General features: G+C 60.4%; 18 protein-coding genes. 9 read left to right on the forward strand and 9 right to left on the reverse strand.

What is annotated here, in order from left to right; translation table 11 throughout:
* Nucleotides 1-244: 244 nt before the first annotated feature.
* Genes B0E33_RS02590 through B0E33_RS02610 form a run of 5 tightly spaced genes read right to left on the reverse strand, consistent with a single transcriptional unit; the run spans nt 245 to nt 6,819 of the window.
* A complete protein-coding gene (locus B0E33_RS02590; RefSeq protein WP_167579480.1) occupies nt 245-1,795 on the reverse strand; it encodes an indolepyruvate oxidoreductase subunit beta family protein in 1,551 nt (516 codons plus the stop codon).
* Nucleotides 1,795-3,945, reverse strand: coding sequence for a thiamine pyrophosphate-dependent enzyme (locus B0E33_RS02595; protein ID WP_077290340.1), 2,151 nt, complete (start codon nt 3,943-3,945; stop codon nt 1,795-1,797). The genes B0E33_RS02590 and B0E33_RS02595 overlap by 1 nt, the downstream gene beginning before the upstream one ends.
* A gap of 23 nt (nt 3,946-3,968) precedes the next feature.
* The gene (locus B0E33_RS02600; RefSeq protein ID WP_022997707.1) at nt 3,969-4,463 is read right to left on the reverse strand and encodes a MarR family winged helix-turn-helix transcriptional regulator; all 495 of its coding nucleotides are present in this window, start codon (nt 4,461-4,463) and stop codon (nt 3,969-3,971) included.
* The gene (locus B0E33_RS02605; RefSeq protein ID WP_077290341.1) at nt 4,460-6,016 is read right to left on the reverse strand and encodes a phytoene desaturase family protein; all 1,557 of its coding nucleotides are present in this window, start codon (nt 6,014-6,016) and stop codon (nt 4,460-4,462) included. Before B0E33_RS02605 ends, B0E33_RS02600 begins: the two co-directional genes overlap by 4 nt.
* 11 nt (nt 6,017-6,027) lie before the next feature.
* Nucleotides 6,028-6,819, reverse strand: a complete 792-nt coding sequence (locus B0E33_RS02610; protein ID WP_031268066.1) for a cyclase family protein — start codon at nt 6,817-6,819, stop codon at nt 6,028-6,030.
* A gap of 120 nt (nt 6,820-6,939) precedes the next feature.
* Between B0E33_RS02610 and B0E33_RS02615 the strand changes: the two genes are divergently transcribed.
* From B0E33_RS02615 to B0E33_RS02655, 9 genes are all read left to right on the forward strand, one after another.
* Nucleotides 6,940-8,499 carry a phytoene desaturase family protein gene (locus B0E33_RS02615; RefSeq protein WP_077293116.1) on the forward strand — a complete coding sequence of 520 codons (1,560 nt, stop codon included), beginning with the start codon at nt 6,940-6,942 and terminating at the stop codon, nt 8,497-8,499.
* A 50-nt stretch (nt 8,500-8,549) separates the two neighbouring features.
* Nucleotides 8,550-10,079 carry an ABC transporter substrate-binding protein gene (locus B0E33_RS02620; protein ID WP_031268068.1) on the forward strand — a complete coding sequence of 510 codons (1,530 nt, stop codon included), beginning with the start codon at nt 8,550-8,552 and terminating at the stop codon, nt 10,077-10,079.
* Between the two features lie 100 nt (nt 10,080-10,179).
* The gene (locus tag B0E33_RS02625) at nt 10,180-11,190 is read left to right on the forward strand and encodes an ABC transporter permease (RefSeq protein ID WP_077290342.1); all 1,011 of its coding nucleotides are present in this window, start codon (nt 10,180-10,182) and stop codon (nt 11,188-11,190) included.
* Nucleotides 11,183-12,034: an ABC transporter permease gene (locus B0E33_RS02630; protein ID WP_062489309.1), complete on the forward strand. Its 852-nt coding sequence runs from the start codon at nt 11,183-11,185 to the stop codon at nt 12,032-12,034. Before B0E33_RS02625 ends, B0E33_RS02630 begins: the two co-directional genes overlap by 8 nt.
* Nucleotides 12,031-12,909: an ABC transporter ATP-binding protein gene (locus B0E33_RS02635; protein WP_022997714.1), complete on the forward strand. Its 879-nt coding sequence runs from the start codon at nt 12,031-12,033 to the stop codon at nt 12,907-12,909. Before B0E33_RS02630 ends, B0E33_RS02635 begins: the two co-directional genes overlap by 4 nt.
* Entirely contained in the window at nt 12,906-13,709 is an 804-nt protein-coding gene (locus B0E33_RS02640; RefSeq protein ID WP_022997715.1) for an ATP-binding cassette domain-containing protein, read from the forward strand. The genes B0E33_RS02635 and B0E33_RS02640 overlap by 4 nt, the downstream gene beginning before the upstream one ends.
* Nucleotides 13,710-13,976: 267 nt before the next feature.
* Entirely contained in the window at nt 13,977-14,531 is a 555-nt protein-coding gene (locus tag B0E33_RS02645; protein ID WP_075281999.1) for a thioredoxin family protein, read from the forward strand.
* Nucleotides 14,528-15,190, forward strand: coding sequence for a phosphoglycolate phosphatase (gene gph / locus B0E33_RS02650; RefSeq protein ID WP_077293117.1), 663 nt, complete (start codon nt 14,528-14,530; stop codon nt 15,188-15,190). The genes B0E33_RS02645 and gph overlap by 4 nt, the downstream gene beginning before the upstream one ends.
* Before the next feature lie 104 nt (nt 15,191-15,294).
* Nucleotides 15,295-16,626: a tetratricopeptide repeat protein gene (locus B0E33_RS02655; RefSeq protein ID WP_156912331.1), complete on the forward strand. Its 1,332-nt coding sequence runs from the start codon at nt 15,295-15,297 to the stop codon at nt 16,624-16,626.
* Nucleotides 16,627-16,670: 44 nt separating this feature from the next.
* On the opposite strand, the gene B0E33_RS02660 is transcribed toward B0E33_RS02655, so the two are convergent.
* The 4 genes from B0E33_RS02660 to B0E33_RS02675 are packed head-to-tail and all read right to left on the reverse strand — an operon-like array spanning nt 16,671 to nt 21,849.
* Nucleotides 16,671-19,055, reverse strand: coding sequence for a cytochrome c3 family protein (locus B0E33_RS02660; RefSeq protein WP_077290344.1), 2,385 nt, complete (start codon nt 19,053-19,055; stop codon nt 16,671-16,673).
* Between the two features lie 14 nt (nt 19,056-19,069).
* Nucleotides 19,070-19,273: a hypothetical protein gene (locus B0E33_RS02665; RefSeq protein ID WP_077290345.1), complete on the reverse strand. Its 204-nt coding sequence runs from the start codon at nt 19,271-19,273 to the stop codon at nt 19,070-19,072.
* 42 nt (nt 19,274-19,315) lie between these two features.
* The gene (locus tag B0E33_RS02670; RefSeq protein ID WP_022997721.1) at nt 19,316-20,143 is read right to left on the reverse strand and encodes a hypothetical protein; all 828 of its coding nucleotides are present in this window, start codon (nt 20,141-20,143) and stop codon (nt 19,316-19,318) included.
* Nucleotides 20,140-21,849 carry a 4Fe-4S dicluster domain-containing protein gene (locus B0E33_RS02675; RefSeq protein ID WP_077290346.1) on the reverse strand — a complete coding sequence of 570 codons (1,710 nt, stop codon included), beginning with the start codon at nt 21,847-21,849 and terminating at the stop codon, nt 20,140-20,142. Before B0E33_RS02675 ends, B0E33_RS02670 begins: the two co-directional genes overlap by 4 nt.
* Nucleotides 21,850-21,856: the final 7 nt, after the last annotated feature.

The following is a 21,856-nucleotide window of genomic DNA, read 5'->3' on the forward strand; positions in this document are numbered from 1 at the left end:
AGCGCAAACTTGCTCCAACCTCATCCTGAGGAAGCGCGAAACGCTGTCTCGAAGGATGGGCTGCACACTCCGCCCGACCCGAAAACGCCCGAAGTATCGCCCCGCCTGCTTCGTCATCAATCTCCCGAGAACCGGTCTTGAAGCCCAGTTAATCTGGAAATGGGTCCCCCCCGGGTCCCGCTATGCTCGCCAGGGGGATAATCGAGGGGTATGTCCCTTCATTGAGTTCCAGGACACCCTTTCTTCAAGCGAAGCTCTCAACCGTCTTCAGCGCCCCGTCGAGATCCGTGCCCTTTTCATCCTTGAGGGCAGCTTCACGCAGGCGGGCAACCCATTCAGGACCATCGTTCCGGTTTTCCACCATTCTTGCGCCGGCCAGCACCTTGTCGAATTTCGACAGGCCTCGTGCATGGGTGTCGGAATAGCCCTTGATAAGCCTGCGGCAGCGCAGGGTTTCCACGGCCATGGCATAGCGGTCCGGCAGGTAACCGGCGACCATCTTCAGCCAGCTTTCCAGATGATCCTGCTCCATCCGGTGGCGCAGCGTCTTGCGGCGCCAGCCGCGCAAACCACCAAGGAAATAGAGCATTGCAAAGCCGCGCAGGCTATCGGTGCGGATGCGGCGACCACGGTTGAACCAGCGGTCGATGCGGTTCATCCAGACCGGATCGTTCTCCATCTTCCGGCCCATTTTTTCCGGCAGCAGACCGACGATTTCTTCCGCACGCGGGTGAAGATAGTCGGTCAGATGCATCAGCTTGCCGTCCTTCACCTGCATTTCCGTTTCAATCCGGTCGAAACGCTGCGACCGCGTCTTCAGGTCAGCAACCCGAATGACATCGTCATAGGCCATTGCATTGGCGATGTACTTGGCAGCCTCGCGGGAGAGCTCGTAATCCTTCTCCGCGCTATCCCGGCTGACGAGACTTTCCAGCCTGCCGAGATACTCCGCCCCATAGTCGGTATCCTGGAAATCGACGACTTTCTGCAGCCCCGCCCGTGCCATCTCGCGAACAGGCTCCGGCAGAGCCGCGACCTTTGCTTCCAGAGATGCCCAGGCCTTCTGCGCCATGTCCGGCCCGGCCGGTCTGACAATTTCCTGCCTGGCGGGTTTTGCGGCTTCAACCTTCGGCTCTTCGCCATTTTTCGCAAGATCGTAGCCTGCGGCGAAAGCCCTGAGGCTTGCCTCAACGCCCTTGCCGCCAGCGCGAATGGCCTCTTCAAAAGCCACCCGTTCGAAGGGCAAAGCACCGGAGCCAGCCAGTGCGCCAAAAAGCGAAGCGGAAATCACGGATCCGACTTTCAGGGCAGCCGTATCCATATCAGCCAGAACAAGCTTCTGTGCAGCCAGTTCGGCTGCCGCTTTTACCTCCTCCGAGGACGCCATGCCGTCGCCCGGCACGGTCTTTTCGGAGACCGCAAGCATGCGGTGGGTCGAAGCGATCAGCGTGGTGCGATCGGGGGTCACGAAACCGCGAATGATCGCACGCCCGGCCTCCATCATTTCCGCGGCGATGATAATGTCAACATCGCCAGCAGATGGTGCGAGCGAAAAGACGGGGGCCGCGACATCGCCCGGCGCCATCTCCATGTAGTAGATGGTCGCACCGGTTCTCTGGGCGACACCGGCCACGCTCGTTGCCTGACAATGATAGCCTTGTGACCTGGCCAGGCCCTCGATCCAGTTGGTCAGAACGCCACCGCCCTGGCCGCCAACGGCCAGAATGGCGAGTTTGATGATCCCTTCGAGCGCCGGATCTGCCGGTCTGGCTTCCAGTGGCAATGAAAGCGACATCACACGCCCTCCCCGGTAAAGGTCAGACGGGAGCCGGCCCGCCGTGTCTGCAGCCAGGAAATGATCCTTGTGCGAAGCCCCGCATACCAGGCTTCAAAGCCTGTCGGGTTGTGAACCACTTTCGCTTCATAGAAGGACGGACACAGGATGGCCGCGTCGGCGACTTCGCCGCAGTTGCCGCAACCGACACACGACTGGTCGATATGTGCGACCGGGTCATCCCGCAGCGGGTCATCCAGTTTCTTCAGCGAAAGCGACGGACATCCGGACAGACGGATGCAGGCGTGATCGCCAGTGCAGACGTCCTGATCGACGCCGAACCGCGCCACCTCGACCCGCTCGCCACCTGCAATCGCCTTGTTTCGCTGGGGCTTTTCCCGGCGCTGGCGGTTGAGCATGCATTCGGAGGACGCGACGATCACCTTCGGACCATCATATTCGGTCGTCAGTGCCTCGCGAATGGTTTCGCGCATCCGGGTGACATCATAGGTCCGGTCGATCTGCCGGATCCACTTGACCCCCGCCCCTTGCAACGCCTTGGTGATCGGGTTGTTGGTCGACTTGGTCTTGTTCTTCGCCCGGCTGGAGGGAATGTCCTGTCCACCGGTTGCCGCCGAATAATAGTTGTCGACGATGATCGCGACGCTGTCGGACTTGTTGAACACCATGTTGCCGATGGAAGTGCTGAGGCCGTTATGCCAGAAGCCGCCATCGCCGATGATCGAAATTGCGCGCCTCTCGCCGCCGCCGTCAAAGGCCGCGTTCGAGGCCGGCCCGAGGCCGTAGCCCATGGTGGAGCCGCCAATTTCGAAGGGCGGCAGGCAGGCAAACAAATGGCAGCCGATATCACCGGTGATCTGATGCTGGCCGACTTCCTGCTCCACCATCTTCAACGAGGCAAAGATCGGACGTTCCGGACACCCGGTGCAAAAGCCCGGCGGACGGATCGGCACGGTCTTGGAAAGATCCGGCAGTTCCGGCTTGGGCGCGTTCGGCGCCAGCACTTTGCCCGGCAGAAGCTCGGGCGCGTATTGGCGAACGAAGGTATCCAGACCGTCGAGCATGATCTGGCCGGTGTATTCACCCGCACGCGGGAAAATACCCTTGCCTTCCAGCTTCGTCGTCCGGCCTTCCTTGTAGAGCATCGCCCCGAGCTGCTGCTCGATAAACTCCGGCTGGCCTTCCTCGACCATCAGCACGGCTTCCTTGCCGGCGCAGAATTCAAGCAGTTCGGATTTCACCAGAGGATAGGTGACGTTGAGCACGTGAAGCGGGATGGATGTGTTCCCGCTGATATCGGCAAGTCCCAACCGCTGCAGCGCCCGGATGACACTGTTGTAGATGCCCCCGAGACAGACGATCCCGACCTTGCCCTCTTCCGGGCCGAAATGCTCGTTCAGACGATTTTCCAGAATGAACTTTTCAGCAGCAGGCCAGCGGTTGTCGATCTTGTCATGCTCATGCGCATAGGACATCGGCGGCAGGACAACGCGCTTGAAATCGCGCATCGGACTGGAGAGCGCGTCGCGCACGGACAGCGGCGGCGGAACGTTGTCCCGGGTTTCGAACCGGCCAGTGACATGGCAGGAGCGGATGCGCACCATCAGCATGACCGGCGAATTGCTGGCTTCCGACAGGGCAAAGCCGTCGCCAACGGATTTGACGATGGATGCCAGGTTCGGGCGCGGGTCGAGCAGCCAGAACTGGGATTTCATGGCAAAGGCGTAGGAACGCTCCTGCATGATGGAGCTGCCTTCGCCGTAATCCTCGCCGACGATGACAAGCGCACCGCCGTTGACGCCGGACGAGGCCAGGTTGGCGAGTGCATCGGATGCGACATTGACGCCGACAGAGCCCTTGAAGGTGACGGCACCACGAATGGGATAATGCACGGAGGCAGCCAGCATGGCGGCGGCAGCAGCTTCCGAGGCATTGGCCTCGAAACGGATGCCGAGTTCGCCCAGAAGATCCTCCGCATCGGCCAGCACATCCATCAGATGGGAGATCGGCGCCCCCTGATAGCCGCCGACATAGCCGACACCGTTTTCCAGGAGTGCCTTGGTGATGGCCAGAATACCCTCACCCGTGAAGGTGTCTCCTGTTCCCTTGCGAAGATGCTCTACCTCAGCCTTGAACGACCTTTCGGCCATCGGCCCCTCCTTACGCGATCAACTCATATCGGGTGCTTGCGCACGTTCTTCAAAATTGCCTGCAGCGTGGCGACGAAGGCCCGCTGGTCCGCGTCGCTGATGCCCTTGAACATCTGCCGGTATGCACCAGCCAGATGCGGCCAGAGCTGCTCATGCGTGTCGCGCCCCTTGGGCGTCAGATGAATGCGGACGGCACGGCTGTCGTCCTTGTCAGCAACGCGCCGGACAAGCCCGTCCCGTTCCAGTGCGTCCAACGCCCGGCTGAGCGTCGACACTTCGACGACCGCATAAATGGCAAGTTCGCGGATCAGCAGGCCGTCGATCACGGACAAGACGGCAAGGGTACGCATCTTGGGCGTCGTCAGGCCCAGATTGGCCATTTCGTCACGCAGCGCCGCGTTGTAGCGGCCCATGATACGGTTCATCAGATAGGGCGGGAAATTCTCCAGCCCAATTTCGCCAAGCCGCTGCACACGTGCTTCTTCCGTGATGACGTCCGTCCGATCCTCGTTGCTCATGCACCCATCCATTTCGCCAGATTGTAGCCGGACCCGCCACCGAGCCCCGGCCCCGGATGGGTCGAAGCGCCGATCATGTGCAGGTTCCGGATTTGGGTGGCGCTATTAACGGAATGAGCAAAGGGGCGCCAGATGAAAAACTGATCGATGCTGCAGGCCCCGCCATAGGGATCACCACCGACCAGATTGATATTGATGTCGTTCAGATCCGCTGGCGAATAAGCCCGCCGTGCAAGCTTGATCTGGTCGAAGTTGCGGATATGCCGCTTCAGGATTTCTTCAAGCCGGTCGGCAAAGGCCTCCCGGGTTGCTTCGGTCCATTCCGGACCGGTCTCTATCCTGCCCGCGGCGTCGCCCTTGATCCTGCGCGGAGCGTCAGGAACTTGAAGCCAAAGGATCCCCTTGCCTTCCGGCGCCCGTGACGGATCCAGACGATGCGGCTGGCCAACACATATCGTCGGAACTTCAGGCAGAAGGCCCCGCTCGGCCTCGTTGGCGGACTTGGAAACACTGTCGATGCCGTCCGCAAGGTGGATCAGCGCAACATCCTCAAGCCCTTCGACGATCCAGTCCGGGTCACCATCCAGAGCATAGTGAAGCTGGAAATTGCCGCGGCCGTAGCGGTATTTCTGCGTGGCTTCCGGAAGTGCTTCCTGTTTCAAAAGCCGCTGATAGAGCTGCGTTGGCGTGACGGAGGCAATCACCGACCGCGCCTTGATGGTCTCACCGCTCGCCGTTTCGACGCCGACCGCCTTGCCGTCCTTCACCAGGACACGTTCGACATCGACACCGGTGCGGATCTTGCCACCCTTGGCCTCAATCAATTTTCGGAACGCCTCCGGCACGGAGCCTGAGCCGCCCTTCGCCACTGGTGCCCCGGCAGCTTCGAGCGCAAATGCAATTACCCGGCCCATCTGACCCGAATAGGTGCTTTCCGGCGTCAAACCGGTGTGCAGAACCCAGGGCGCCCAAAGTGCCTGCAGGGTTTCGCTATGATAATTCCCTTCCAGCCAGCCGCGAGCCGGCTGCAGGCAGGCACCGAGCCACGCCTTTAATCCGCCAAGACCACGTTTCCAGGCTTGGGCGAGCATCAGGCGCGCCATCTTGCCAGACCAGAGCGGGCTCCCCAGCAAGGCAAACAGAAACTCCGCATCGGCTTCGATACCGCCGACGTCGGCCGCATGCTGCTTGCCGTCGCCTGCCGCGAGGGCCTCGAAGGCTGCAATGTTGGCCGCGCGGTCCATCGTCACCTTCAGCGCCTCCCCTCCCGGCCGTAAAACGGCGGTCGGATGCGGCGTGTGGCAGAATTCAAGACCATGCCGGCCAAGATCTTCCGCCAACTCCGCATAGGCAGGTGAGGTTATGAAAAGAACGAAGGTGGCCGCCATCACATCGTGCCGGAATCCGGGCAGCGTGATTTCCTCTGTCCGCATACAGCCGCCAAGGACGTCTGAGCGTTCCAGAAGCAGAACCGGCTCCCCTCTGCGCGACAGCATTGCTGCCGCGACGAGGGCATTTATACCGGAGCCGACGATTACGTGCGGAGCGGCCATTTCGAGACGCCTCAGGCTTTCGGAACCAGAGCCAGTGCCCGGATGGGGCTACCAGTGCCGCGTTCGATTTTCAGCGGAGCGGCAATCAGGATCGCCCCCTTCGCCGGCAGCTTGTCGAGATTGGCAAGCGATGCCAAACCGAAGCAATTGTCCCTGTGCAACAGGTTATGTGCCGGGAACGGCGGCTCCATGCCACCGGCCTGACCGGCATCAGTGCCGATGCACTGGCTGCCCCAGCCTACGATCTTCTTCGACAGCAGATATTCAATGGCATCCGGTGTCGGTCCGGGGCTGTGCGGGCCCGCTTCGTCGGCATTGAGGAAGGCGGCTTCATCGCCGGCGCGCTTGTCCCAGTCGGTGCGCATCACAACCCATTCACCGGCACCGATCTCGCCGTGCTCGGCTTCCCAGGCCTTGATCAAATCCGCAGTCAGCAGAAAATCAGGATCAGCAGCGCTTTCCTTGGAACAGTCGATCACATTGACCGGCGCAATCAGACGCTGCACATCCAGCGTGTCCGTAAAGCCGTCGCTGTAGTCCTTCCCGGTAATCCAGTGATGTGGCGCATCGAAATGCGTGCCGGAATGCTCCCCCAGAACCATCCAGTTCCAGGCGAAGAAAGGACCGTCAGCGTCATATTCACTGATCTTGTGGATCTCGACCTTCGGCGTATTCTTTGCAAAATCAGGCGGAAGTTGCAGGATCGGCGTATTCGGACCCAGAACGCCCGTGCAATCCACCACTTCCACTTCTCCGGACAGGAGTTTAGCTCCAAGCCCGCTGAGCGCGCTCTCTGCAGACATAATCGTTCCCTCTGTACCTCTGTGGCCTGTCGGCTCGTTATCACAATTCAATGCTAGACAGATTTATTTGTATTTGCAATTATCTTCTGCGAACGACGGAGGGGATTGATCGTGACCGAGGTGTTGGACGGCGTCATTATCGGCAGCGGGCATAACAGCCTTGCCTGCGCTGTTCATCTTGCAGCTCAAGGCTGGAAGGTCGGTGTCTTCGAGCGCGCGGGGGAACCTGGCGGGGCGGTCAAATCGGGCGAGTACACGCTACCCAGCTACCGCCACGACTGGGCGGCCATGAACCTTTCCCTGTTTGCAGGTTCCGCCTTCTTCAAGCAATACTCCGAGGAACTGGGCAGCCACGGGCTGGCTTTCGCGCCAGCATCCAATTGTTTCTCTTCCGTTTTTCCGGACGGCACCTGGCTTGGCGTCAGCAATGACCTGGAAACGACGGCTTCGCGAATCGAAAAGATCTGCCCGGAAGACGCACGTGTCTGGCGGGCGCTGACATCGGAATTCCCGGGACGCGCAGAGACATTGTTCGCGCTTCTGGGCAGTCCGGCAAAAAAACGTGCATTTGCATATATATTGTTCAAGGAGTGGCGAAAAAGCGGTTCGGACGGTGTGCTGGACCTTGCCCGCTTTCTGCTATCCTCGCCGCGCGACTGGCTGAACACAACCTTCACATCGCCGAAGGTGCGTGCCCTTCTTGCGGCCTGGGGGATGCATCTGGATTTTGCACCCGACATTTCAGGCGGCGCGCTGTTCCCCTACCTGGAAGGCATGGTCGATCAGGCCTTCGGCATGGTTCTGGGTCAGGGCGGAGCGGATACGATCGTCAAGGCCATGGTTTCGCAGATCAAGGCTTCGGGCGGATCGGTGACCTGCAATGCAGAAGTCACGCGCGTGATCGTCGAGAATGGACAGGCACGCGGTATCGAGCTCAAGGACGGTCGGCAGATCATGGCCCGTAAGGCGGTGATCGCCAACGTCGCCCCATCCGCCTTGCTGAAACTTGCGGGCGAAACCGGCAACGCGCGGTATGACCTCGGCCTGAAGAAATCAGCACATGCGCCGGGCACGATGATGATTCATCTTGCCATGGACGCCCTGCCCGACTGGACCGCAGGCGAAGAGCTGAAAAAATTCGCCTATGTGCACATGGCTCCGGACCTCGATCAGATGGCACGAACCTATGCACAGGCCCAGGCCGGCCTTCTGCCGGAAGAACCGGTGATTGTCTGCGGTCAGCCAACCGTCGTCGACCCGAGCCGGGCACCGGAGGGCAAGCATGTTCTCTGGCTTCAGGTCCGCATGGCACCCGGCACCATCAAGGGTGATGCCGCCGGCAAGATTGCGGCCACCGACTGGACCGAAGCGGCGGAGCCATTCGCCGAACGCGCACTCGATATTCTGGAACGTTATGCCCCCGGCACGAGGGCCAAGATCCTCGGCCGCCATATCGTATCGCCCGCCCTGCTGGAGGCGGACAATCCCAACCTGGTCGGAGGAGACCAGGTCTGCGGAAGCCATCATCTGACCCAGCATTTCATGTTCAGGCCCGTACGCGGCTTTGCCGACGGAACGACGCCGGTTGGAAACCTTTACCACACCGGCGCGGCCGTCTGGCCCGGTGCGGGAACCGGCGCAGGGCCCGGATATCTGCTTGCACAAAAACTTGCCGGATAGCGACAAAAACAAACGCACCGGCACCAGAGGTAAAATGGGGAACAGTAACCATGAGAGTTTCAAGACGCACACTGCTTAAAAGTGCGGCCGCCAGCGGATTGCTGACAGCCGTCGGAACACCGGTAGCATTCGCCAGCGATATCGAAGAGCTGGTGATCGCCTATAACGTCAACCTGCCGAGCTGGGATCCGACAGTCGGCCCGTCCGCGGTCAACCCGACCATCCAGGGCATCTACCAGTCCGTGTTCGACATGTTCATTCATCAGAACACGGACCTCAGCTTTGCGCCGGGCATCATCACCGGCTGGGGCTGGAACGACGACAAGTCGAAGATCTGGATGGATGTGCGCGAAGGCGTCACCTGGCACAACGGCGATCCGCTGACACCGGAAGACATCGTCTGGTCGCTGGAACGCGCCGGCAATCCGGACACGGGCAATCCGATCCAGTTCATCTGGGGCAAGGTTGGCAACTTCCAGATCGACGGCAACAAGATCACCGCCGACGTCAAGGAATACGAGCCCACCATCTTCAAGTGGATGAGCTTCCTGACCGGCTATGTGATGCCGAAGAAATACTATGAGGAAGTCGGCGCAGACGGCTTCGAGGCCAAGCCGATCGGCACCGGGCCTTACATGGTCGACAAGTTCGAGCGCAACGCCTTCGTCCGGCTGAAAGCCAACGAGAACTACTGGGGCGGCGCACCAGAATTCAAGACGGTCACGATCAAGTTCGTCACCGATGCGTCCAGCCGAACCTTTGAGGTGATGTCGGGCAATGCGCATGTCACGCTGGAAATGCCTTACGAGGAATTCGACCGGCTGAAGGAAAACGACGGCATCGTCGGCACCGCAGCCCCGATCTCCGACATCGGCATGATCTTCATCAACGATGTCGATCCGATGCTGGACGAAAACGTGCGCAAGGCGATGGCCTATTCCATCGACAAGAAGACCATCATCGAACGTCTCCTGTCGGGATACGGCGTGCCCATCGACACGCTGCAGACACCCGACTATTCCGCTTATGATGCCTCCATCACCGTTCCCTACGACCCGGACAAGGCAAAGGAACTGCTGGCGGCATCCGGCTTCGGTCCGGACAATCCGGTCAAGTTCAAGATCCAGACCACCCGCGGCTTCAAGCCGAAGGATTACGAGATCATTCAGGCCATCGTAGGCTTGTGGCGCAAGATCGGCATCGAAGCGGAAATCGAAGTCTACGAAATCGCCAAGCATTACGAATTGCGCGCGGCCGATACGCTGGCCCCGGCAGCCTTCTACAACTGGGGCAATGCCATTGGCGACCCGACCACCTCGACCGGCTTTGCCATGTTCGGCCCCTCGCCTCACTCCGTCTGGGATGGCGAAGAGCTAATGCAGAAGATCCTGCCGCTTTGGGGTGAGGCTGACGAGGACAAGCGCATCGAAGGCTGGAAGGAAGTCGATCGCCACATTGCAGAAAATGCCCTGGTCATTCCGCTCCTGCAGTACGTCCAGCCGATCCTGCACAGCGACAAGGTCAAGGTCACGCCGCACGCTTCCGGCGCGCTGCTGCCTGCGTTGATGACGCGTTCCTAAAAATCCGGAATTTTCGAACCCGCCTTCGCCGCAACACTCTCTAAAGCTTGCTCCCGGGGTGTTGCGGCGACTTTTTCCGATTTTTGGGCCAAATACCGTCATGCAAATCGTGCGCGCGCTGCTGACGCGCCTCATCACAACGCTTATCACCCTGCTTGGGGCCGCGATCATCGTGTTCGTGGTCATCCGGGTCGTTCCTGGCAACCCCATCGCCATGATGCTGCCGCCCGGGGCGACAGATGCCGACATTGACCGGCTGAAAGCGCTTTACGGGCTCGACAAGAGCATCTTCGAACAGTTCGTGATCTGGATCTCCAACGTGATCCAGGGTGATTTCGGCACGTCCATCACCCTGCGCCAGCCGGTCTACGACCTGGTGATCGGCCGTTTGCCGGCCACGCTGGAACTCTCGGTCATGGCCTTGCTGATCGCCGTCATCATCGGAGGCGCTGCCGCTCTTACTGCAACGCTCTACCGCGGTTCCAAGGTGGAAGGCGGGATCGACGTTGCCGGCGGCATCGCGCTGTCCCTGCCGGATTTCCTTTGGGGCCTGGCGCTGATCCTGCTGTTCGGCGTGCTGTGGCCGCTGTTTCACATTTCCGGCCGGATATCGCCTTCGCTCGGGTTCGAGTTCAGCTCCAATTTCTATCTCTTCGAAGCGCTCGCCCGGTTCCGGTTCGATGTGGTTCTGGATCTCATGGGGCACATGCTCATGCCGGCGCTTGCGCTGGCGATCCCGTTGGCAGCCATCATCCTGCAGCTCCTCAAGCAATCCCTGAAGGAATGCATGCACGACGATTACATCACCCTGGCCCGCACAAAGGGCTATTCGGAAAGCTCGATCATCCTGCGTGATGCCTTGCCGAACGCGATCCTGCCCACGCTGACGCTGATCGGCGTGCAGTTCACCTTCCTCATCGGCGGTACGGTTATCATCGAACGCCTGTTTTCCTATGAAGGTCTCGGCAACATGGCGATCGACGCGGTGATCAACCGAGACCTGCCATTGATCCAGGGCATCGTCCTGATTTTCGCCCTGCTCTTCACGATGGTCAATCTGGTGGTGGACTTGGCCTATGCCGCCCTGAACCCGAGGCTGCGCCATGCGTGACGCCAGAGGACATATCCGTCGCCTGCCTGGCATCAGGCTCTGGCTCAGTGGCGGCTGGCTCACCTTCCTGGTGCTGGCAGCCGTCTTCGCCCCCCTGATCAGCCCGCATGACCCGCTGGCACAGGATCTTTTCGCCGGACGTCTGCCACCCTTCTTCGAACAAGGCGCCGACCCGGCCTATTTGCTGGGAACTGACAGCCTCGGCCGCGATGTGCTCAGCCGCATGCTCTATGGCGCAAGACTTGCGCTGATCGTTGCGCTGGTCGCCGGAACGCTTACCTGCCTTATCGGGGCAACACTTGGCCTGATCGCAGGGTACTACCGGGGCTGGGCGGATCTGGTGATCTCGCGCTTCATCGACATCTGGATGGCCTTCCCTCCGGTTCTCTTTGCAATCCTGCTGATTGCGGTTCTGGGAACCGGACTGATGTCCGTCATCATTGCCATTGTCGTCATTGACTGGACCCGCTTTGCGCGTGTTGTCCGGGCTGAAGCGATGAGCCAGGGAGCGATGGACTATGTGGCGTCGGCGCAGGTTGCCGGCCGCACCCGTTTCGGCACCGCCCTGACCGAGATCCTGCCGAACGTCCTGCCGACCATCGTCGCCCTCTTGACGCTGGAAATGGGTATCGCGGTGATCGTCGAGGCGATCCTGTCCTTCGTGAACCTGTCCATTTCCACGGACCAGCCGACATGGGGCGGCATGATTGCCGAAGGCCGTACCTCCATCTATCAGGCCTGGTGGGTGCTGGTGTTTCCCTTGTTCGCGCTTTTCCTGACGGTGCTGAGCTTTTCCCAGCTCGGCGAAGGCCTGAAGGACCATTTCGATCCGGTGCTGCGATGAGCTTTCTGTCCATTCAGGACCTGACGGTCCAGTTGAAGAACGGCATGCCGCTGCTCCGGCATGTCTCGCTTGATGTGGAGCCTGGTGAGGTGCGTGCACTTGTCGGGGAAAGTGGCGCAGGCAAGAGCATGATCGGCAAGGCTGTTCTCGGCATTCTGCCGAAGGCCGCAAGGTTGACCGGGGGCAAGATCCTGCTCGACGGGGAAGACCTGCAGACGCTCTCCCAAAAGGCAAGACGCCAGCGGATTGGCGCCCGCGCGGCCCTGATACCACAGGACCCGCTCACAGCGCTCAATCCATCCCGCCGTGTCGGGCCGCAGATTACGGACAGGCTGGTGGATATTCTCGGCTGGAAACGCCCGGATGCCGAGAAACGGGCGTTGGAGCTGTTGGAAGAGGTCCACATCCAGTCACCGGAACGGGTGATGAAGGCCTATCCGCACGAACTGTCCGGCGGCATGCGCCAGCGTATCCTGATTGCGTCCGCCTTTGCCGCCGAACCGAAGCTGATCATCGCCGACGAGCCGACGACAGCGCTCGACGTGACCGTTCAAAAGCAGATCCTCAAGCTGATCCGCGAAATGCAGCAGCGCCACGGCACCGCTCTGCTGTTCGTCACCCACGATCTGGGTGTCGTCTCGAAGATAGCCCAGTCACTGACAGTGCTCTATGCGGGCAAGGTGATTGAAGAAACCTCCGTCGAGAATTTCTTTGCCGCGCCCTCGCACGCCTATTCGAAGGCCCTGCTCGCGGCAACGCCGAAATACACAGACCCGCAAGGCTCACTGACACCTGTACCGGAAGGCGTGACGAAAGCGGTGGAAGCTGAAGTGGCTGCCTTCGACGCACAATTGAAGGCAGGAGCCCGGCCATGAGCGATATCATCTACGAGCTGAAAGACCTGCACGTCTCCTTTCCGGACATGTCCCGCAAACCGCTTCTGGGAGCGGCACCGCGGATCGACGTACTGAAAGGGCTATCCTTCGATATTCCCAAGGGCGAAGTCCTCGGCATTGTCGGAGGGTCCGGATCGGGCAAATCCACGCTCGGCAGGGCACTGATCCGCCTGATCGAACCGGACAGTGGCGCGATCCGGTTTGAAGGCACTGACATCACCCATCTTCATGAGGACAGCCTGCGGCCCCTGCGCCGGCGCTTCCAGATGATCTTTCAGGACCCGATGTCTTCACTCAATCCTCGCCGGCGTGTCGGCGGTATCATTGCCGGGCCACTGCGCCTTCAGGGACTCGACAACATCAAGGGCCGGGTCGACGAAGCACTTGACATGGTTGGCCTGCCCCGGCATTTCGCGACCCGCTATCCACACGAGTTGTCCGGCGGTCAACGCCAGCGCGTCGGGATAGCAAGGGCAATCGCCCTGAAACCCGACTTTATCCTGGCCGACGAGATCGTGTCCGGGCTCGATGTGTCTTCCCAGGCCCAGGTGCTCAACCTGCTGGAGAGCCTCGTCAAGGACCTCGGTCTCACCCTGGCCTTCATCAGTCATGATCTCTCGGTGATCCGGCGGCTGTGTACCCGCATCCTGGTGCTCTACAAGGGCGAGATTGTCGAAAACTCCGAAACGGCCGAACTCTTCGCCAATCCGAAAGCGGACTACACACGCACTCTGCTCGACGCAATTCCGCTGCCTGATCCGAAACAGGTCTGGCTCTGAAACAACAGCCCGGCACCGGTCCGGATTGCCGGGCCGATGCCACAAATCCGGTCGGCCCGTGGAATGCGTCTTCGTTTGCCTGGGGTCGAGCCAGTGCGCTTTACCGGTCGTTGATTATCTCTTTCACCGCTTGCCATCTTGCCGGATGCTGGCGCTCCAGCCATTTGCTGTTGGCGAATTTCCTCCATCCAGTCACTTCATTTCTTCCATGGGGTGACCTACTCTATCCTTTTGACAAAGCGCATCATTCCAAGGGGAGACGACACAATGGCCGCCATTCCGCCTGTTTGCGATTTTGGCTGGAAAGCACCCGATTTCGAATTGCCCGCGACCGACGGCAAGACCTACAAGCTTTCAGACATTGCCGGCCCCAAGGGCACGCTGATCATGTTCATCTGCAACCACTGTCCCTATGTGGTTGCCGTCCGTGACAGGATCCTGCGCGATGCCCGTGACCTGCAGGCGATTGGCATCGGCGTTGCTGCAATCAGTGCCAATGACGTCGAGAGCTATCCCGAAGACAGTTTTGAGAAAATGACAGAACTTGCACAGCGGGAAAACTTCCCTTTCCCTTACCTCTTTGACGAAAACCAGTCTGTCGCCCGCGCCTATGACGCGGTCTGCACACCGGATTTCTTCGGCTTCAATTCAGCGCTGGAACTTCAGTACCGTGGGCGACTTGATGCCTCCCGCAGGGAGACGGGGCCTGCAGACCTTCGGCGTGATCTGTTCGAAGCGATGCGACAGGTTGCAGAAACGGGCAAGGGACCGGAAGACCAGATCCCGTCCATGGGATGCTCCATCAAATGGAAGGCTGCATGAATCCGATTCTGATTTTCGACCTCGATGGCACGCTGATCGACAGCGCCCAGGATCTTCATGCTGCGGCATGCCGCCTTCTGGAAGGCGAAGGCCTGCCGGCGCTGCCGCTTGAAACCATCCGCTCCTTCATCGGCAACGGTATTCCGACGCTGGTTGACCGTATCATCGATGCCACCGGCCTGCAGACGAGTGACCGCACACGTCTCATTTCGAGCTTCCTGGAGGATTACCAGGCGCATGCGACCGATCTGACGGCCCCCTACCCTGACGTCGAAGCCACGCTCAACCACTTGCTGCAGTCCGGACACACGCTGGCGATCTGCACCAACAAACCGCAGCGGCCCGCCGAGAAGATTATCGAGGACCTGGGTTTGTCCCGTTACTTCCAGGGCCTGGTCGGCGGGGACAGCCTGACGGAGCGCAAACCGGATCCGGCCGGGCTGCATTACCTGCAATCGTCCCTCGGCGGCGGTCCTGTCGTTTATGTCGGCGACAGCGAGGTCGATGCGGAAACGGCTGTCAATGCGGGCATGCCCTTTGCACTGTTCACCGAAGGCTACCGCAAACGTCCCATTTCCGAGATTCCACATGCTGTGTCCTTTTCGAGCTTCAAGGACCTTCCGGCACTTGCGCAGAACCTGTTGTCAGCCCCTGCCTGACACAGGTTTGCAGCCTTCAGTGCAGACATTGAGCTGGCCTGCCGGGGAAGCTATGATTGCCGCCGCACATGACGTGCGCCTTTCACCCGATTGACGGACCTGCGTTGACCAAGGCACTTCGACAGTTTCTCCTCCTTGCGATTGCCGGCACAGCATGCCTTTCCGGTTTCGGGTCTTCCTACGCAGCGGAGCCTGCGGAAACGGTCATCATGGCACCTGTTCTTGCCGCCCGGGCGGCAGCCGAGACAGTACGCAAGGAACATGGACCGTTTTACACGGTCCGGGACGAGGCTGCCTTCCTGCAGCAGATGTGCAGCACCATCGAGGCGGCTGCGAATAAACAAGGCCTGCCACCGGGTTTCTTCGCCAAGTTGATCTGGAAGGAAAGCCGTTTCGACCCCAACGCGATCAGCCCGGCCGGTGCGGAAGGCATTGCCCAGTTCATGCCTTACACCGCCGCCAACTGGGGCCTTGAAAACTCATTCGAGCCAGTGGAAGCCATTGAAGCTTCTTCCCGCTTGCTGGGATATCTTTTTAAAGGTTACGGCAACCTTGGGCTGGCGGCCGCGGCCTATAATGCGGGGGAAGACCGTGTCGACAACTGGCGCCGTGGGCGCGGACGCCTTCCTGATGAAACCCGCAATTACGTTTATTCAATCACCGGGCACAAGGCATCGGACTGGAAACAGGGCAAAGGGCCGGACGTCGACTTTACCCTGGACCAGACGCAGGATTTTCAGACGGCTTGTCAGGACTTCCGCCTGATCGAGGCGCCATTGCAACGCCGACTTGCCAATACCTACTACAACCGGGGACTGGCACTGGCGAAGTCGAAAGATTATTCAGCCGCGCTGCTTCGCTACACTGTTGCCATCCGGCTTCGTCCCGAGTTTCCGGAAGCCTACAACAACAGAGGGCTGGTCTACCGCATGATGGGCGATTATGGCGCTGCCATCGCCAATTATGATGTCGCTCTGAAGATGCGGTCCGGATATGCCGCAGCCTACAACAACCGGGGATACGCCAAGCGCAAGCTTGACCAATACCGGGAAGCGATAGCCGACTACGACAAGGCCCTGGCGATCAATACCAATTACGCCGCTGCGCGTTTCAACCGTGGTTTCGCCCAGGCTCAACTTGAAAATTATACCGCGGCGATTGCCGATTACGACGTGGTCCTGAAGCTTATCGCCAACCACCCCCTTGCCCTTTACAATCGCGGCAAGGCTCATCTTGCCGCCGGTCATCTGAACAAGGCGGAAGACGACTTCAACTCTGCGATCGCCCACAGCGACGGATTTGCCAAGGCCTATTACAGCCGTGCGAACCTGAGGCTGCGACTGGGCCAACGCGACCAGGCCAAAGAAGACTACCTGAAGTCCGTCTCACTCGACGCCGGCCTGGGGCGCGGCAAATACGCCATCGCTTTCGACTGACACCTGCGACTTGACGATTGCCTGCGGAGCACCCTTGCGAACTGCTATTCCTTAGGCACCTCGGTTCGGACCAGCGGCAGGCTGAACCCGCCCGTGTGATACTGGTGGCAAAGCGTGCATTCTTCTCCAGCCGCACGTTCCGTGTGGCAGGTCGCGCAAGTGGCCTTGTCGATAGGGGTGAAGTTCGGTGCGTGGATGGCAGGGTCACCTTGCTCGTAGCTCTTCAGATAGGTGTCCGCCCCCGTGGTGAGCGCGTGGCACGTCACGCATCCTTCCGTTCCGACTGCGCTGATGTGCGGGTCGTGAGAAAAGCGCGTGAAACGTGTCGTCACCTGAGCGGGATCGAAGGGGTGCCAGCGCACGGCCTTTTCAACGCCAGCCGTGTCGACGCTGTGGCACTTGGTACAGCGTCCCACCGCGCCCGGGTCACTGAGCGAGGCAAATACGGGATCCCGCAGGGCCTTTTCCTGATCCGTTGCCGCATGGCTCGAATAATCGAGCCATGTTTTCAGGAAGGGGTCTTCATGTCCCGTCGGACGATACCGGATCGTATGGTCCTGCCGGTACCAGCCGCCGTAGAGAGCCCAGTTTTCCGGATCAAACGGCTGCTCCCGGGTTTGCGCAGAGGGGTCGTCAGTTGCAGTCGATGTGTCGACAGGTTCAGCCGCATCGCTCAACAGGCCCGTTCCGCCTTCGTCTGCCGCAAGGATGTCCTCACCGGCAAGAATATCGTCACCGGCAAGTATTTCCTCTCCGCCCGCGGGTTGGCCAAGAAGAGCGTCCCCATCGGAACTGCTCGAAGCGTCGTCCTCCGCCAGGATGTCCAAGCCGTCCGACACGTCGGCGCTTGCGTCATCCGCTATGGCAAGATCGTCTTCAACCAACGAGCCTTCGTCTGCAAGAATGTCATCGTCGGTATCTGTCTTGCCGGCCAATGCGTCATCGGCTCCTGCAGGCGCCAGCAACAGGTCCTCGGAAGCCAGCTCTGCGCCACCATCCGCTCCGCCGCCGAGGATGAGGCTATCCGTACCATGGCCTTCGCTGGCGGCATCGTCTGTCCCGGCCAGAATATCGCTGTCGTCCACCCCGGAAAGGTTGTCCGACGCGGCCTCTTCGGTTTGTACTGCTTCGTTCTCTTCTAGCGCTTGCCGGGCTTCCTCGAACGCGCGGGTTGGCGTTCCGTCGGCGTGGCGGGCAAGGTCCTCGGCGAGATCCGGCAACCATTCCCGGTTGGCGGCGGCGATCACGTCGTGTGGCATCACACCGACCATCAGCGCCATTTGCCTGTGGTCCGTCATGGTTTCGCTGTCCGCTGCCCCGGCGCCCATGGCGGCAGGAAGGCCATCACGCTCGATATTCGCGAGCAACTGCTTCACCGCCCAGGCCAGCGTTTGGACCCTTGCCAAAGCGTCCTCATCAGCCTCCCGCAGATCCAGAAGATCCAGGTCCGACACTTCTCCCACGATATCCCGGCCGTCCAGCACCAGCGCCAGAAGCGCCCGCATGAAGGGCGTAATTCCTGCCTCGGACCCTTCCGGCCAGGACCCGACGTCGATCCCCCGCTCCGCAAGCGTTTCGACGTCCAGGCCCGGAACAGAGAGGAAATTCGTGCCCTTCGGTCCGCTCACGATGGTCTGGCCGAGAATGTCGCCACTGTGACAGGTCGCGCACATGCCTTCGAAATCTCGCACCGCCATGTAGCGGCCGTCGTTCCCCGCCTCATGGCAGGTCTCGCACATGGCCGGAACCTTGCCGGCACCATCGGGCTTCTCGGCGGTATCCGGGAAGTGCTTTCCGAAATGCGACTTGTGATCAAAGATGATGCTGGTGCGCTGGTAAAAGGGATAGCCTGCGAATTGCGGATGACTGTCCTCGAAACGCCCGAACTTCTCGACATGGCAGGTCTGGCACCTGTCATTGGAAACTTCGGTCAGTTTGCCCAAGCTTCCCTGGTGCTCCTGGTGACAGGTGGCACAATAGATGTTCTGCGACCCGGCATCTGCGCTACCTTGCGTCTGCCCTGCCATCGGCAACGAGAACTTGATGCGGTTTGTCCAGCTCTGATCACGCCCGGTGCCGACTTCCGCCGTGCGGGCAAGTGTCATCTGCCGGAGCTGTTCAACTGGCGTCGTATGTGCCGTGAACGGCTGCGAACCAACGTCGTGACAGGTGGTGCAAAGCGCTGCTGTCTGTTTCGGTCCTGCAGCTGTCGCGGCAAGGCCATGAAGCCAGCCAAGGCCTTGCGGACGTGCGTCGGCGTGGCACGACTGGCAATCTGTCAGGTTGGCGTGCTGGGCTGCAAGCCGGCCCGGCATCAGATAGTTCTTTGCCACCCCGCCGGAGAGAATGATCGCCACGAGCCCGGCAGTCAGCGCCGTGAGCCAGACTGCTGCCCGCCGCCTGCGCTTGCGCAGGCTCGGCTTCGGCACGCAGGGTTCCTGGTTCAGACAGCAGCTTCCGTCCGGCAGCGGACCATCTTCGCAAGGTCCGCCTTCCTGGCTCGAGCGCCGGCAAATCCATCGGTCACCGTCCTGTACAGGCTGGCAGGCAGGCCCCGCCCTGCAGTTTCCTTTCCGGTCCGGTCCCAGACGACACGGACACCCGTCGGCAAGATGTCCGCAGACCCAGTCGTCCTGCGGCCGTTCATAACGGCGTTCCTGAACACCAATTCTGCGTAACAGGCTCATGGTCAGGCAATTCCGCTCGAAAAGGCATAGGCAACAACGACATGCGCCAGGATTGCCAGGATCAGGGCATAAGTTGGCGGTACATGCACAAACAGCCAGAGTTTCAGCAATCCGCCGTTGGCATACTGGAAATCAAGGTCGTTCTTAGCGCGCACCAGCTGGCGCATCCGTTCCAGACGCTCCTTGCCCTTGCCGTCCAGATACCGCTCGATCGATTGCAACTCGCCCATGATCCGCGAAATCGGCAGGCTCGACTGGCGCAGATGCGCGAACACATACCGCGGCCGCGCAAAGAACCGGCCGAGCTCCCGCTGGTAGACATTGGCAAGGCTGACGGAACTGCCGTCTTCCAACGAGGCCAGCGCCAGAGTTTCCGCCTCGTCCGCGATTTGCGCGCGCAACACGGGAATGCGCTCGAACAGGACCCGGTCACCTCTGCCCTCCAGGCGCACTGGAACGATCCGGGCCAGAAAACCGCCGACACAGCCACTTGCCGAAACCAACACGAACAGGATCCACAAGAGCCATTCCAGCGGCGCATTCGGAAACCGCAGATGCGTATGCACCAGAAAGACGCCGATGGTCAGGAACCCGAGGTAATAATGCACCTGCAACCAGTGGCGCACGCGCCCGAGCGGCAACGTGCTCAACTGCTTGCGAAACGTCAGCAGCAGCATGCCGGCCATGACCGCCACCAGAACCCAACCGTTGAGGAACTGGCTGTCGCGCAACGAGATCCGGTAAGCCTGGTTTACGGTCATGAAAACCGCGAGCAAAACAGCGGCCGCACCAAGCTTCAACAAGATGTTGCGATTGAGGAGCCAGCTCATTTCAGCCACTCCAGCAGTCTTTCGGTGTCGCGCATATTGACGCGCGCAAGCGCGTCATGCGGACAGGACTGGACACAGGCTGGGCCCGTCAGCTGATCGGCGCACAGATCGCATTTGGTTGCCCGGCTGATGGGCTGCCCTTCGCGATCCGTCACGAACTGTCCGTTCTCGTCACGGATCTCGACCATCCGGATATTGCTGTACGGACAGGAATTGGCGCAGGTCGCACAGCCGATGCAGGTGTTGTCGTCAATGACGACAGTCCCGCTGTCCTCGGCCCTGTGAATGGCGCCGGTTGGGCAGCCGATCAGGCAAACCGGATCGGTGCAATGCATGCAGGCGCTCGCGATCATCGCGTTCTCGAACCGGCTCCCCTGCCGAACGAAGCGGGGGTTGTTGTCGTGGGCGGTCGCGCAGGCGCGCACGCAATCGTCACAGCCGACACAGCGCTCCAGATTGATCAGCATGGCTTCCTCACCGTTGATGAAACGGTGATCGACGAGGAAGTCCATCATGCCCTGGCGTAGTTCCCCGCGCGTGCCGTCACGATCATCCGGCCTGCCTTGCCGCAGGAAGGAAGGATCGAGCCCCGGCAATACATGTTTCTGGACCAGATGCGTCGGAATGCGGATGACGTCGACATAGCCGATGGCGCGCAGGCTCGTATCCAGAACCGGAGAAACCTTGTCCCGCGCAAACGCCGCAATCGCATCCAGTCCGAAAACGTCGTTTTTCGACAGATGGCCAATGGTCCTGTCGCCGTGATCGATCCGTTCGCTGACCCGGGCAAAGCCACTGTTGATCAGCAACAAACCGTCGACGTGACTGCCCTGTTCACAAATCACCGGCTCCTGCTGGATGATGTGCTGCGCACCATCTTCCTTGGAAATTTCAGTCTTGAACCGGTGGGTCCAGTTGAAATTGCCATAGGTTTCGAACAGGGCCTCTTCTGCGATTTCCGCCAGCGCTGTGCTGTCGACATGGGCAAAGACCGGGCATTCCTGCAAACGGGTCAGCAAACCGCGTTCATGGTAAAGCTGGTCGATCTGCTTGCGGAAGCCATCCGACCAGTCTCGAATTTCGCGCAGCCCCTGCCAGCGCAGCTCGAACAGGACAGTGTCATCCTCAAGGGCATAGATGGTCGCGCGCCTTGGGCTTCGGGTCAAGGCGGCCAGCTCGCCGAACATCTGCGGGGCTTCCAGCAGGAAAGTCTCATGCTTCGCGATCAGCTCGTCCGCGTCGACACGCAAGGCAGCTTCCACCGCATTTGCTCGTGTGCCTTCACTGATTGAAGCGGCCGCGGACGAAGGTCTGCGAGACCGCCGCCGCGCAGGGCGGTACTCTGGCGGACGCTTGCGCGCGAACAGTTGCGCAAGCGACCTGCGCCAGGATTTCTGTTGCTTGCGGCCCGAGCCGGCGGTCGGCGCAGACGCAGTCAGGCCGAACACGGATCCGGACAGAATGATGAACAGCGAACTTCCATAGTCACCCTTGCGCAGGACAGTTTCGCCCTTTTGAAAGGTCCTGATCCGGCCATCATTCGCAATGACGCTTGCAACCGGCAGCCACGAGGGAAAGTCGGCTGGATTGACGTCGGCAAACGCCGGTAGGGCCAGGACACGGTCCACCGTCTCCCGGTCCAGCGGTTCCTTGCCGAATGGCTCGTCCCAGCGCCGGTTTCGCTCGTCGCGAAGCTCCTGATCCAACAGTGCG

Source organism: Roseibium algicola, assembly GCF_001999245.1.
Classification (GTDB): domain Bacteria; phylum Pseudomonadota; class Alphaproteobacteria; order Rhizobiales; family Stappiaceae; genus Roseibium; species Roseibium algicola.